The 13,538-nt window shown below is 62.3% G+C and carries 9 protein-coding genes; 2 read left to right on the forward strand and 7 right to left on the reverse strand.

All coding sequences use genetic code 11. From position 1 onward, the window contains the following. Positions 1 to 125: 125 nt before the first annotated feature. The 7 genes from AB4Z20_RS22910 to AB4Z20_RS22940 all read right to left on the reverse strand — a co-directional run bounded on the left by AB4Z20_RS22910 (position 126) and on the right by AB4Z20_RS22940 (position 11,378). Entirely contained in the window at positions 126 to 3,218 is a 3,093-nt protein-coding gene (locus tag AB4Z20_RS22910) for an autotransporter domain-containing protein (protein ID WP_442090655.1), read from the reverse strand. Between the two features lie 261 nt (positions 3,219 to 3,479). Continuing rightward, positions 3,480 to 4,829 carry a TolC family outer membrane protein gene (locus AB4Z20_RS22915; protein WP_258691180.1) on the reverse strand — a complete coding sequence of 450 codons (1,350 nt, stop codon included), beginning with the start codon at positions 4,827 to 4,829 and terminating at the stop codon, positions 3,480 to 3,482. A gap of 14 nt (positions 4,830 to 4,843) precedes the next feature. After that, complete coding sequence (locus AB4Z20_RS22920; RefSeq protein WP_258691179.1) at positions 4,844 to 6,178, reverse strand: HlyD family type I secretion periplasmic adaptor subunit; 1,335 nt, start codon at positions 6,176 to 6,178, stop codon at positions 4,844 to 4,846. Then, positions 6,175 to 7,974, reverse strand: a complete 1,800-nt coding sequence (locus AB4Z20_RS22925) for a type I secretion system permease/ATPase (protein WP_442090656.1) — start codon at positions 7,972 to 7,974, stop codon at positions 6,175 to 6,177. The genes AB4Z20_RS22920 and AB4Z20_RS22925 overlap by 4 nt, the downstream gene beginning before the upstream one ends. Before the next feature lie 138 nt (positions 7,975 to 8,112). Continuing rightward, positions 8,113 to 8,550 (reverse strand): AprI/Inh family metalloprotease inhibitor, encoded by a 438-nt coding sequence (locus AB4Z20_RS22930; protein WP_408980850.1) that lies wholly within the window; start codon positions 8,548 to 8,550, stop codon positions 8,113 to 8,115. A 132-nt stretch (positions 8,551 to 8,682) separates the two neighbouring features. Then, positions 8,683 to 10,140 carry a serralysin family metalloprotease gene (locus tag AB4Z20_RS22935; RefSeq protein WP_442090657.1) on the reverse strand — a complete coding sequence of 486 codons (1,458 nt, stop codon included), beginning with the start codon at positions 10,138 to 10,140 and terminating at the stop codon, positions 8,683 to 8,685. A 332-nt stretch (positions 10,141 to 10,472) separates the two neighbouring features. Then, on the reverse strand, positions 10,473 to 11,378 hold the full coding sequence (locus AB4Z20_RS22940; RefSeq protein WP_253474672.1) for a LysR family transcriptional regulator: 906 nt from the start codon (positions 11,376 to 11,378) through the stop codon (positions 10,473 to 10,475). A gap of 132 nt (positions 11,379 to 11,510) precedes the next feature. Between AB4Z20_RS22940 and AB4Z20_RS22945 the strand changes: the two genes are divergently transcribed. Next, the gene (locus AB4Z20_RS22945) at positions 11,511 to 12,974 is read left to right on the forward strand and encodes an MFS transporter (RefSeq protein ID WP_442090658.1); all 1,464 of its coding nucleotides are present in this window, start codon (positions 11,511 to 11,513) and stop codon (positions 12,972 to 12,974) included. Between the two features lie 191 nt (positions 12,975 to 13,165). Beyond that, the gene (locus AB4Z20_RS22950) at positions 13,166 to 13,444 is read left to right on the forward strand and encodes a DUF1652 domain-containing protein (protein WP_003201764.1); all 279 of its coding nucleotides are present in this window, start codon (positions 13,166 to 13,168) and stop codon (positions 13,442 to 13,444) included. Positions 13,445 to 13,538 lie beyond the last annotated feature (94 nt).

Consider the following 13,538-nt stretch of genomic DNA (forward strand, 5'->3'; position numbering starts at 1 on the left):
TGCTGTGGTGGCGAGGGAGCTTGCTCCCGCTGGACTGCGCAGCAGGCCCCTCTTGTGAGCGCTTCGCACTCAAGCGGGAGCAAGCTCCCTCGCCACGGAGATGCCTGTTCAACGCCTCCTCTTGGTCAGAACTGCCAATCCAGCGTCAGGCCCACGCCATGGGTTTTATCCCGGGCGCCGAGCAAGCCGTTGTAATCGAGATTGACCCGCACATCCTTGGCGACCGCGAGCCCGGCACGGGCACCGATCACGGCCGCGTTGCGGTCCATGGACACGCTCTGCACCGCGAAGGTGTTGCTGCTGCCGGCAAATGCCAGGTCCTGTTCGGACGTGGTGCTGCTCAGGTTGTGCTGCCAGCCGAGGGAGCCGGACAGCTGCAGTTGCTGTTGATCCGACAGGACCAAGGTGTGGCTGGCCCGCACGCCCAGGGTCGAGAGCACGGCATCGCGACGATCGTCGCCAGCATGCAGGGCTGCGTTGTCGCCTTTTTCATGGAAGCTGTCGCTGTCCAGGTGCACATAGGCCAGGTTGGCAAACGGCTCCAGGGCTACCGGTTGCACGTCGAGGCGATACGCCGCTTCGGTGAAGAGCTGGGTGGTCCGGGCATCGCGCTTGGTTTTCTCCCGGCCGCTGACGTCACCCCATTGCAGGTCACGCTTGACGTCGATGCGATGCCAACTGTGGGCGCCGCCGACGGTCAGGCGCAGCGCGTCGATCTCATGCCCCAGATAGACACCCAGGTGATAGCTGTCGGCCTTGGCCGAGGAATGGGTGCCGTCGCCCATGCTCAACGAACTGTCGCTGTAGCCGGTGACGAAGCCCAGTCGTGTCTGGTCGCTGATCAGGCCGTCGACACCGGCCAGCAAACCACCGATGGAGCTGGTCGTACCGGCGTGATCATCTCCACCATCGTTTTTGCCCCAAGCGCCCAGCACCTTGAACCAGGCATTGCTGCTGGCATCGGTCGGCGTACCGGCGTCGTACAGCGCGTCCTGGCGCAGGCGATCACCCACGACGTCGCGCAATTGACGGCTGTCGTTGATCAGCAGCGTGCCGATGGCCGGATGAATTTCACCAGACAGTTGCTGGAATGCCTGTTGCGCCACGGCGGCGCTGGGCGAAAGCAGCAAGGCTTCGTAGAGTCCGTTGCCCGCGCCCAGTTGTTCGGCGGCCGAGGCGACGGAGCGCTGGTTAGGCGTCAGGCCGAGGCTGGCAAATGACGCGTCGTTACGCTCGACCGCCAGTTGAATGCCACTGGCGCTGTACGCCAGGTCGCCCCCCAGAAACGCATAGTTGGGCAACACTTCAGCGAAGCGCCCGTCAATACCATCGGCGGCCTGGAGGATGTTGAACTGCCTGCCCAGCAGGCTTTTCACTTCGCTGGCCGTCAGCAGCGTCGGGCTGTTTTCCAGGGACAACGACACCGTCGCCCCGTCAATGGACGCCTTGCCGTCGGCCACGATCTGGTCACTGGAGGTGGGCGAGACTTCCACCGCGTAGTTCGAACCGGGCTGGAACGTCACATCACCGGCCACTTGCAACGTGCCGATGGAGTTACCTGGCGCCACACTGCCGCCGCGGTTGGCGGTGAGGCTGGCGATGCGCCCGTTGCCGCCGAGGATGCCGCCGTCGTTGATCGTAACGGCCGACGCCAGCGAGCCATTGATTGCCAGTCGTCCTTGATTGACCAGGGTTGGCCCGCTGTAGGTGTTTGCGCCGGTAAGCACCAGGGTGCCGATGCCCTCCTTGGTCAGCCCGCCGTGGCCGGCGATGTCGTTGCGCCAAACGTCCAGGCCACATTGGATGCCGCTGCACACCCGCTCCGTGGATTTGCCGGCATCGATGATCGCGCCAATGCCGGGCAGGTCCGCCACGAACTGACCGGAGCCATAAGCACCCTCGATGCGGAATTCCTCGGGGATGTCCTGCTCGGTCACCAGCATCGATGGACCGTCGATGGCCTTGCCCAGGTTGATCATGCCCCAGCCATACAACGCATCGACGCCCGGCGCGCCCATGTCGGTGGCGGTGGTGCGCAGCACGCTGGCGACCTGGGCGCCGGTCATGTACGGGAAACGCTCCATCAACACCGCCACGCTGCCGGCGACATGGGGCGCGGCCATGGAGGTGCCGCTCTTGTTGGCGTAGCCGACAGTCAGGTCGTCGGCACTGGTGCCGCCGATCACGGCGCTGTAGACCCGGGTGCCCGGTGCCGACACGCAGAAACTGGCGGTGTAGCCGCAGCGCGACGAGAAGGTACTGATGGTGTACGGATCGGCGCTGGCGGTGTCCGGATTGACTTGCAGCGCCGCCACGGTGAGCCAGTTCGGCGCGATGTCCGGCACAAAATACGCCAGGCCCGCGATGGCATCGGGGTTATTGAGGTTGTAGTCGTTGCCAGCGGCGAAGATCGTCACGATCCCGCTGCGGGCCGCGGCGATGGCGCCCTCGTAGGCGCCGCCGGGCTTGGTGCCCAGCAGCGGCTGGATCTGGTCGAATTGCAGTTGCGCGTCCTGCACGGTGAAGTGCGGGAACGCCGGATCGCGGCCGCCCTGGTCGAAGCGATCGGTGATGCCAATGCCCCAGCTGTTGTTGATGATGCGTGCGCCGCTGGCGATCAACGCATCCCAACCCGCCTTGTACACCGCGCCATCGTTGCCCAGGATGATGCCGTCTTCTGGGCCCGGATCGCCGTTGTCGGCGCTGATGATCTGCGCATCGTACGCCACGCCGTGCATCGGGCTGCCATCGCGACTGCCGGCAGCGATCCCGCCGACATGGGTGCCGTGGGAACCCAGCTTGCCATCGGAACCGACGGTGGGTGAACCGTCGTAGCGGAACGCATCACCGGCCTTCACCGGAATGTAGGGGTCGGTGTACTCACGGATGCCGCTGGTGACCAGGGTCACGACTTTGCCGGTACCGGAGAACTCCGGGTGCGCCGCGTAGACCGGCTGGTCGAAGATCCCCAGCTTGACGCCCTTGCCGGTATACCCGGCGGCGTAGGCCTGCTGCGCGTTGATTGCCCCCAGCCCCCATTCGGCGTTGAATTCGCTGCTGCGCCAGCTGTCCGGATTGCCCGCCCTGCCGCTCTCGACATAAGGCGCCGCCTGGGCCGTGCCCAAGGTCGCCAGGGCGCAGAGCACAGCGCGGTTGAGGGTCTTGAGCAGGAACACGCGGCCCGTCTGTCCGGGCTGTTTTTTGTTATCGACTTTCATCACGAACCATCCTTAGTTGTTGCAAAAATCCTTTTGGTTTGCGCGGCCTGATGGGACTTACCCCAACCACTGTGGCAGCCTTGGCTTTTTGGCTGACCTAAGTTTTGTGCCTTGCCTTGCCTTGCCTTGGCTTTGTGGCTTGCCTTGGCTTTTGTGGCGAGGGAGCTTGCTCCCGCTCGAGTGCGAAGCGCTCGCAGGCTTTTTTGGGGCCGTTGCGCAGCCCAGCGGGAACAATCCCTGGCCACAAAAGCAACACGCCGATCATTGAATTGACGCCTGGGACACAAACGCCTCATCCACCTTCGCCAGGTCCTGCGGGCCGAGGGTGCCGGCGTAGTAATGCAGCTTGGTCCAGGCCATGAGGTAGTCGTAACGGGCCTGGGCCAGGTCGCGGCGGGTGGTGTAGAGCTGTTGTTCGGCATTTAGTGCGTCGAGGTTGACCCGCTCACCGCCGAGGATGCTTTGCCGGGTCGAGACCACCAGCGCTTCGGCGGAACTCAGGGCCTTCTGGTAGGCACGCAGTTTGTTCATCCCCGATACGCAAGCGCTGAACTGGCGGCGCAATTCGATCAGCGTCTCGCGGGTCTTTGCATCCAGCTCGTATTCGGCCTGTTCCATGTTGCGGCTGGCCTGGCGGGTCGACGCCGAGACCCCGCCACCGGCGTACAGCGGCACACTGACTTCCAGGCCGATGGTGTTGGTGTCGTAGCGCTGGTTGTAGGTATTGCCACTTTCCGATTCGTTCTGGCGCATCGTCGCGTAGGCGCTGACCTTGGGCAGGTGCCCGGCGCGGTTGCGCTCCACCTCGAAACGCGCCACATCCACCGCTTGGCGCTGGGACGCCAGGTTCGGGTTATTGCTCACCGCCAGCTCGTGCCAGGTGTCGAAACTGGCCGGTTGCAAGGCAAAGGTCTGGAAGGTGTCGTGCAGCGGCGCCAGGTCGCCGATATCCAGGGCCGGGACGCCAATCAGCGAGCCCAGCTCACGCAAGGCGGCATCCTGCTCATCGCGTGCCTCGATCTCTTCGGCGATTGCCAGCTCATAACGCGCCTGCGCCTCGAGGATGTCGGTGCGCGTACCTTCGCCCTGGCGAAACAGATGCTCGTTCTGGCGAAATTGCTGCTCGAACGCCTTTTTCTTGGCCTGGGCAATGTCGATCTGGTCCTGGGCGAACAGCGCCTGGGTGTAATGACTCAGCACCCGCACCAACAACTCCTGGCTCTTGCCACGAAAACTTTCGTCAGCGAACAACGCCTGGGCCACGCCCTTGCGATAGGCGGCGTAAGCCTCATAGTCCAGCAGCGGTTGTTGCAGCGTCAGGCTGGAGCCGTAGCTGCTGTAGTTGCGATCGTCATGCTGGCTGGCGCCGCGATCGTTGAGGTACGTGACCTTGGACTGGTTGCGCCCCTTGTTGTAGCTGTAGCCCAGGTGTGGCAACAGCCCGGCGCGGCCTATGGCGCGATTTTCCAGGCCCGCATCGCGCTCCTTGATCGCGCCCAGGTAGACCGGGTCATTGCGCAGGGCCTGCTCGTAGAACTCGAACGGTCCCATGGCCCAGGCGTTGTTGCACACGGAAACGGCCAGCACGGCCACCCAATAGAAACGCTTCATACCGCCGGACATCCTTATTCTTCGGTCAACGCAGAGCCGGCTCGGTCGAGCAGCGGTTTGAACAGGTAGTTGAGCAACGAGCGCTCGCCCGTGCGCACGAACATCTCGGCCGGCATGCCGGGCTTGATCACCAGGCCGTTGAGCTTGTCCATCGCCACGTCGCTGACGCTGCTGCGCAGGACGTAATACGGCGCGCCGGTCTTCTCATCGAGCATCTGGTCGGCGGAAATCAAGCTGACTTCCCCCGGCACCCTCGGCGTGCGGTTCTGGTTGAAGGCGGTAAACAGGATGTCCACCGGCAAATGCGGGCCGACCTTGTCGATCAGGTGCACCGGCAGATGCCCTTCCACTTCCAACCGCGTGCCCTGGGGAACGATTTCCAGCAAGGTGTCGCCCTGGCGCACCACTGCGCCCTCGGTGTGCACCCCCAGGTTGACGGCGATGCCATCGGCGGTGGCGAGGATTTCGCTGTGCTGCAGCTCGAAGCCGGCGGATTTCAGTTGCTCTTGCAGGGTTTCGCTCTTGAGCTGGGCGTCGGCCAACTGGCTGCGCACCTCTTTCTGGTATTCCTCGTTGTGCTGCTGCAGCTTCAGCCGCGACTCGACGATCCCCTGCTCCACCCTTCCGCTTTCGCCGCTGTTCTGCGCCAGTTCCTGCTGTACTTGCGACAGTTGGCGTTGATAGTCCAGCAAGCGGTTGCGCGGGATGTAGCCGTTGTCGGCCAAGGGTTGCAGGTTGCCCAGTTGCAGGCGCAGGGATTCGGCCTGGGCGGTCAGGTCGCTGCGGGCCCGACGCATGCCCGCCAATTGCGCCGCCGCACCCTCGATGCTGGCACGCAACGCCGCCTGTTCCCGGGCGAAGGCTTCGCGGCGGCTGCTGAACAGTTGCCGCTGGCCCTCAAGCACCAGGGCCAGGCGTGGATCGGGATCGCGACTCAGCTCGGCCGGAAAACTCACCTGCAACAGGTTGTCCCGCTCGCTTTGCCAGCGCGCCAGGCTCGCCCAGGTCATCCGGTACTGTGCCTGTAGCGATTGCACATCGGCGGCGGCCTGGGTCTGGTCCAGGCGGAACAGCGGCTGGCCCTGCTTCACCGCTTCGCCTTCGCGCACCAGGATCCGGCTGACGACGCCGCTGCTCATCGATTGCACCGCCTTGCGCTTGCCTGAAACCACCACGGTGCCCTGCACGGGGATGCCCTGGTCCAGCGGCGCGAGGCTGGCCCAGGTGAAAAAACTGCCCGCGCCAACGAGCGCCAATGCCCAGCCCATGCGGGTGAAGAAACGGGCGTCGCGCTCCGGCTGCTCAACGTCCTGAGAATGTTCGAGATTCATGTCGCGCTCCTTGCTCATACACCAGCGGGTTTGCTGGCGGCCTGGTATTGGCGACTCATGCTCAGTCCGTTGGGAGTCGCCTGGGGGCTGTTCGGCGGCGAGCTGCGCGGCGCGTTGTCCTGTGAGCCCGACTGGCCGGAAAGCGCCCGCAACACTTGCTGGCTTGGGCCGAAGGCTTGTAGCCGGCCTTCGTCGAGCACCAACAACTTGTCGGCCTGGGCCAGTGCTGAGGAACGATGGGTGACCAACACGACGCAGGTGCCCTGGGCCTTCATCTGCGCGATGGCACTGGCGAGCGCCGCTTCGCCAACCGTGTCGAGGTTGGAGTTGGGTTCGTCGAGCACCACCAGGCTCGGCCGGTCGTACATCGCCCGGGCCAGCGCAACCCGTTGTTTCTGCCCGCCGGACAAACCACCGCCGTCCTCCCCCAGCACCGTGTCATAGCCCTGGGGCAGGCGCAGGATCAGCTCATGAACCCCGGCCTGCTGCGCGGCAGCGACGACTTTTTGCGGATCGGCTTGGCGAAACCGGGCGATGTTCTCGGCAATACTGCCGCTGAACAGCTCGATGTCCTGGGGCAGGTAGCCGATGTGCGGGCCGAGTTGCTCGCGATTCCAGCGATGAATGTCGGCCCCGTCGAGGCGCACCGTACCCGCGAGGGTCGGCCACACACCCACCAGGACTCGGGCCAGGGTCGACTTGCCGGAACCGGAAGCCCCCAGCACACCGAGCACTTCCCCGGCAGCCAAGCTGAAGCTGACCTGCTGCAGCGTCGCGCTGCGTTGCCCAGGTGGTCCCGCGCTCACTTGTTCGAAGCTCACCTGGCCCTTGGGCGCTGGCAGCATCATGCCGTCATCCTGGGGCGCAAACGCTTGCAACAGCGCGTCGAGACGCCGGTAAGCCAGTTTGGCGCCGCTCCATTGCTTCCACACGGCGATCAACTGGTCGATGGGGCTCAATACCCGTCCCATCAGGATCGAGCCGGCAATCATCATCCCGGCGGTCATGTCGCCCTTGATCACCAGCAGTGCGCCCAAGCCCAGCACCAGCGATTGCAGGCACAGGCGCAGGGTCTTGCTCAGGGAGCTGATTACCGCGCCGGTGTCGCTGGCCTGGTTCTGCAGGCCGAGAAACCGTGAGTGCACGGCGAACCAGCGGCTGCGCAGCGCGCCGAGCATGCCCATGGCCTGGATCGTCTCGGCGTTGTGCAAATGGCTGGTAGCCAGCTGGCTGGATTGTTGCGAGTAGACGCTGGCCTGCCCCAAGGCTTTTTTGGTCATGGCCTCGTTAAGGCAGGCCAGGCCGATCAGCAGCAGCGTGCCGACGGAGGCAAACACGCCGAGCCACACGTTGAACAGGTAGATCACCAGCAGATAGATGGGAAACCACGGCGCGTCGAAGAAAGCGAACAGCGCCGGCCCGGTGAGGAACTGGCGAATATGCGTGAGGTCGCCCAGCGATTGCCCGGCGTTGCCTTCACCCTGGCGCAGATTGCGCTCGAACGCGGCCTTGTACACCTGGAGATTGAAACGTCTCTCCAACTGGCTGCCGATGCGGATGACGACGAAGCTGCGGACCATTTCCAGCAGCCCGATGAATACGAAGAAGCCGACAACCATCAATGACAACATCGCCAGCGTGGTCTCGTTCTGCGATGACAACCCGCGGTCATATACTTGGAGCATATAAATCGAAGGCGCGAGCATCAGGACATTAATCAGTGCGGTAAAACATCCAACACTGATCAGAATATTTTTATAATCACCCAGCGCTTTAAACAGCGGCACCGCGGCAACGCTCCTTACCCTATTCATGATCTTCCTTGCTGTTGGCTTGCCCGCGAACGGGCCGTTATTCAACTTACCAATCTTTGTTTTTCAATTCGGCCCACACCGAAAAGCACGCCTGTTCAAACAAGCGCACTTCGATCAAGACTCAACTGTACTCACTCGTTAATGAGCACTCTGGGATTTATTGCGTTCAAGCCTGAGTATCAAGCCGGACTTCAACGTCATTTGATAATGGTCTCCCTGACGCAGCCCCAAGTGAGTCCTGGAGTCTTGTTTGCCAATCAGGGAAAGTCCGTCGGGTTCGGTGAACCAACGAACCGGTTCATCCCCCAACCATTGGCCCAGGCAGTCGGTTTGCCCGCCCAGGGTCTGGTCCATCTTGAGTTCGACGAGGCAACTGTTGGACGGCTTGTCCTGCATCGCCTGGGTTTGCGCGTTGTCCTGCGGGCTCGACAAAACAGCCTGCCATTGACCGGCCAACTGCGAGGGTTCTGCTAACAACAGGCTGCGCGCCATGGCGACTTCTCCACAAAACATCATCAGCGTAGCGAGCAACCCGGCGGTTGCCTGAACGCTACTGGGCATAAATTTTCTACGCATTTTTTCCATCCTGGCCGGGGTCCTGTAGGAGCTGTCGAGCAAAGCGAGGCTGCGATCTTTTCGCTTGAGACTCAGGTGCCTGGGGAAAGATCGCAGCCTCGCTCCGCTCGACAGCTCCTACAGGGTTTAGCATCAGGCCACGATATCCGAGACCGCTGCCTGGCCAACGGTGCTGACCAGGAAGTCAGCCACGCCGTGTCCGGAGAAGTCCACCGACAGCAGGCTGTTGCTACCCGATGTCGACAACACCGCATCGCCCGCCGCACCGGTGAATGCGCTCACGAAGTGCAGGCCCGCGCCCTTGGTGATACCGGTCAGGTCGATCTTGTCCAGGCCGCTGACGAAATCGAGGAGCTGGTCCGTCGCCCCCGGCCGCGAATCGGAACTGGCGGCGAACACGAACGTGTCCGCCCCCGAGCCCCCCCAGAGCTTGTCTGCACCGCCGGCCCCCCAAAGAATATCGTTGCCCGCGCCGCCCTTGAGCTCGTTGGCCACCGTGTTGCCGATCAGCAAGTCGCTGCCCGCGCCGCCGATGGCGTTTTCGATGACGGCACCCTTGGCGATGGAGACGTTGCCTACCATGCCGCCAACATCGGAGAACGAGGCGTCATTGAGGTTGATTTTCTGGTTCTGGGTGAAACCGGAGAAATCCAGGGTATCGCGACCGCCCGCATCCCATACCGAAAACACCACTTTGTCCGACGACGAAGACGCACTGAGAAAATCGCGACCGGTATTGGAGTTGAAACCGTAGGTCGAATCGCCGGTACGGGTCGTGGTGTTGGCACCGTAGAGCTTCTGGATGGCCGCGATGTCATCCATCAGCGGACCGGAGGCGTAGGCTTCGACGCCGCCCTTGCTGAAGTTCTGGTCGGTATTGCTTTCGCTCCAGTAGCTCATGACGCTGTAGCCACGGGAGTCCTGGCCATAAGTGGCGTCATCGTAGGTCGGGCTGCCTTCGCCAGCGTTGTAGTCACCGGGGTGGGCCAGGCCGAGGGTGTGACCGATTTCGTGGGTCAGGGTCTGGCGGCCGTAGTTGTTCAGGTCCGGGTTCTTGTTCTGGGTGTAGCTGCTGTTGATCAGGTACCAGGAGGTCCCGTCATAGCCGGCACCCGTCCCTGGCAGATAAGCGAACGCCGCCGCGCCATCCTGGCCGCCGCTGTAGTTGCCGAAGGTCATGTGACCGTCGCCGCCGCTGGCTTTTTCGGTGAAGGTGACATTGGCCACGTCCGCCCAGGATTGCATGGCCAGGGCTGCCTGGCCTTTCTGCTGCGCACTGAACTGGCTGAAGCCGCTGATCCCATGCTTGTTCATGGTGCTGGAAGAAGCGGAAGTCAGGAAGGTGTAGGTCAGCTCGATCTTGCCGCTGCCGTCCCGGTCCTGGTAAGCCGCGCCGTCGCGCAGCAACTGAGTGGCCGCCTCGTCGACAGAGTACGACGGTTTGCCGTTGACGGTCAGGTTACCGCCCCGGTCGTATTGGTGGCTGAAACTATTGATCTGGTTGAACGCATTGCTGGCAGCCGCCAATGATTGCGGCGCCCAGAGGAGTTGCTCGGCAGAATCAATAGCGCTGCTTTTGACTTTCGACATAAACATACTTCCTTGTTTGCAAATAGAACAGTTTTAGTCAGACAGACAATCTCTGGCGAGATCGTCCTATCACTCGCCCAATGAGGACGTAAGAAACCTGACACAATTGGAAATCAAACGTCTAGCAATTTTTTTCGTTCAATTTCACGCACTGCCCTTAACGCCCATAAACAATAGGGTTCTGCCTCGTTAGTGCCCCGACTAAATCGGCCGAGTTGCGGATTGTCGGACAAAAATCTATTTAAATATTAAATATCGATAACTAGTAATTTGCGTACGGCGTCGCACTTTCGCCAACTAAGTGCCAGCGTAATGCTATTAATGAATATCTACTAAACCTCTACGGTTTTACGTGCACACACTTCTCGCAGACAACCTCGAAACCAACGATGCACAGGATCGGCGTCCATCCGCGGATGCCAGAGCATGGCGATCGTGAACCCAGGCACGGGAAACGGCAGCGTAAAACTGTGCAGGCCGATCCGCAGGCTCGCGGTGTAGCGTTCAGGCACGCTGGCGATCAGGTCACTGGAGCGGGCCAGTCCCAGCGCCGAGGAAAAGCCTGGCACGGTGGTGACGATTTCCCGGGACAGATTCAGCGCCGCCAGGGCCTGGTCGATGAGGCCATGATCCAGGCCGCGCATCGACACACCGACATGCCCATCTGCGGCATAACCGGCGGCGCTCACTGTTGTCTGGCTCAGCGGGTGTCCCGCGCGCACCACGCCAATCAAGCGGTCGCTGAACAACGCCTGGGTTCGCAGTTCCGGGCTGGTGTCCTTGTCCACGACGGCGGTCTCCAGGTCTGCGGTGCCTTCGCGAAGCGCCGTGCTGTCGCGGTCGGTCTTTTCCACGAAACGCAGGCGCACGCCGGGCGCTTGTTCGTGAATGCGAGTGATCAGGTCGATGGCAAAGTTCTCCACGAACCCTTCGCGGGTGCGCAACGTGAAAGTTCTGCTCAAGCGGCCAAGATCCGGGGTCGTCACTGGCCGCAGCACCGCCTGGGCCTGCTGCACCAGGTGGCTGACCTGTTCGCGCAATTCCAGCGCACGGGGCGTCGGCACCAGCCCTCGCCCGGCCCGAACCAACAGCGGGTCACCGGTGGTTTCACGCAGCCGCGCCAATGCCCGGCTCATGGCCGACGGGCTCAGCTGCAAGCGCCGGGCGGCCCGGGCCACGCTGCCTTCCGAGAGCAGCACATCAAGGGTAATGAGCAGATTGAGGTCAGGTGAGGACATGGCGGTCTCTCGAATTGAACAGATGGCGTTTGCTGCAGCTATAACGTGCAAATGCTGCGTCTTCCGCCATGTTATGCCCAGGCGTAACGTTCTGACAGCTCCGTTTCGAGCGCCACGGATACAGGTGACACGATGAAACCCGTCAATACGCAACAAAGCCGGCCGGCAACCGCACCCGCACACCGGCTCTTTTCGCCTCGCTGGGCCCTGGCCAGCCTTGCGCTCTCGACGCTGCTGGCCTCCCTTGGCGCCAGTGTGGCTGCGGTGGCACTGCCGACGCTGGCCGAGGCGCTCGGGGCCTCTTTCCAGCAGATCCAATGGGTGGTGCTGGCCTATCTGCTGGCCATCACCACGCTGATTGTCAGTGTTGGCCGCTTGGGAGACCTGATGGGCCGGCGCAAGCTGCTATTGGCCGGTATCGCCCTGTTCACCTTGGCATCGGCGGTATGCGGCTTGGCGCCCTCGCTCTGGCTATTGGTCGCAGGTCGGGCGCTGCAAGGCCTGGGGGCCGCCATCATGATGACGCTGACCCTGGCGCTGGTTGGCGAAACGGTCGATCAGGGAAAAACCGGCAGTGCCATGGGGCTGCTGGCAACGCTGTCGGCAGTGGGCACGGCCCTCGGACCGTCCTTTGGCGGCATGTTGATCAGCGGGTTCGGTTGGCCGGCCTTGTTCCTGGTCAATATCCCTCTCGGCCTGCTGACGCTAGGGCTGGCGTGGTATTCGCTACCGGTGCGTGAAGTGCCGCCGAAGCCCGAAGGAACCCGCTTCGATGTAACCGGTACATTGCTGTTGGCAATGACGCTCGCCGCCTATGCCTTGTCCATGACTTCCGGACGCGGAAGCTTTGGCGGATTGAATCTTGCGTTGCTGCTGATCGCACTCGTGGGCGGCGGGCTGTTCATTCGGGCCCAGTCCCGGGCCTTATCGCCGTTGATTCCCTTGACGGTGTTTCGCGACAAATCATTGGTATCAGGCCTGGCGACGAGCGCCCTGGTTGCGACGGTCATGATGGCGACGCTGCTGGTGGGGCCTTTTTACTTGTCCATCACCCTCGGACTGCCGGCGGTCTTCGTGGGGCTGGCGCTGGCCGCAGGCCCAGCTGTCGCGGCGTTGGCCGGAGTGCCTGCCGGACGCCTGGCGGATCGCTTCGGCGTGCAGCCCATGCGGCTCGCCGGCCTGGCGGCCATGGTCCTCGGCTGCCTGATGCTGTCACTGGTTCCCCCTGCCCTTGGCACCGTCGGCTACCTCGCGGCCATCGTGGTGACGACCCTCGGCTACGCGTTCTTCCAGACGGCCAACAACACGGCAGTCATGGCCGATGTAGCTGCCCAGAGGCGAGGCGTCATCGCCGGGCTGCTCAACCTGTCGCGCAACCTGGGGTTTTTCACCGGAGCCTCCGTGCTCGGCGCGGTGTTTGCAGCCGCGGCGGCGACGAATGACATCACCCGCGCCAGTCCTGCCGCCGTGACGAACGGTCTGCACACGACCTTCGCCGTCGCCCTGGCGATGATGATCCTGGCCCTGCTCATCGCCTGGAAAAGCCACGTGCCAGAGCCATTGCCCGAGTCTCGGGATAACCCCAGTCAAGCGTGATGGCATTCTGTACATAGCCGCTTAAGTCGTGATCCAGATCAAAAAAAGTGAACCAATCGCAAAATGGACTGAAAAAATCCACATGAGCTTCATTTTCAGGTGCTATTTTTAGTTCTCACTGGTAGAGCCATGATGGCTCTTCCTTCCTGACATGAGCAAAAGGAAGCGCTCGATTGAAGAAGGCGGGCAACATGAATAAAGGATCTTTCAGCAAGGTTACGTTCCCCAACGCTTGCCAGTTGATGCGCTGGCACTTCCATCCCATGGGATTCGAAGCGAGCATGGATGCGCCTGGCAGCATGGTTGCCCGGCTGTTTGACCGTGCCAGCGGCGAGACCATGATCGCCATTGCGGGTATCCCCTGCGCAACTGTGATGAATGCCCCGGATGTTGAACGAATAATCGAGGCGGTGGAGGCTGAGCTGGAAGCCTTTGTACCACCGGTGGGGTTGCGGCGGTTTGCCTCTTAAGTCCACTTCATGTGGCGATACCGTTCACCTAGGTTCCAAAAGCGGCACTTCCCTTTTTCCAAGGGAGGTGCCGTTTTTTTTGAGAGGGCTCGGG

This window comes from Pseudomonas sp. KB_12, from assembly GCF_052114545.1.
In the GTDB taxonomy this organism is placed as follows: Bacteria; Pseudomonadota; Gammaproteobacteria; order Pseudomonadales; family Pseudomonadaceae; genus Aquipseudomonas; species Aquipseudomonas brassicacearum.

Excerpts from the sequence above, each read along its gene's own strand:
- AB4Z20_RS22910 (WP_442090655.1), bottom strand. The coding sequence starts at position 3,218 with ATGAAAGTCGATAACAAAAAACAGCCCGGACAGACGGGCCGCGTGTTC.
- AB4Z20_RS22915 (WP_258691180.1), bottom strand. The coding sequence starts at position 4,829 with ATGAAGCGTTTCTATTGGGTGGCCGTGCTGGCCGTTTCCGTGTGCAAC.
- AB4Z20_RS22920 (WP_258691179.1), bottom strand. The coding sequence starts at position 6,178 with ATGAGCAAGGAGCGCGACATGAATCTCGAACATTCTCAGGACGTTGAG.
- AB4Z20_RS22925 (WP_442090656.1), bottom strand. The coding sequence starts at position 7,974 with ATGAATAGGGTAAGGAGCGTTGCCGCGGTGCCGCTGTTTAAAGCGCTG.
- AB4Z20_RS22930 (WP_408980850.1), bottom strand. The coding sequence starts at position 8,550 with ATGCGTAGAAAATTTATGCCCAGTAGCGTTCAGGCAACCGCCGGGTTG.
- AB4Z20_RS22935 (WP_442090657.1), bottom strand. The coding sequence starts at position 10,140 with ATGTCGAAAGTCAAAAGCAGCGCTATTGATTCTGCCGAGCAACTCCTC.
- AB4Z20_RS22940 (WP_253474672.1), bottom strand. The coding sequence starts at position 11,378 with ATGTCCTCACCTGACCTCAATCTGCTCATTACCCTTGATGTGCTGCTC.
- AB4Z20_RS22945 (WP_442090658.1), top strand. The coding sequence starts at position 11,511 with ATGAAACCCGTCAATACGCAACAAAGCCGGCCGGCAACCGCACCCGCA.
- AB4Z20_RS22950 (WP_003201764.1), top strand. The coding sequence starts at position 13,166 with ATGAATAAAGGATCTTTCAGCAAGGTTACGTTCCCCAACGCTTGCCAG.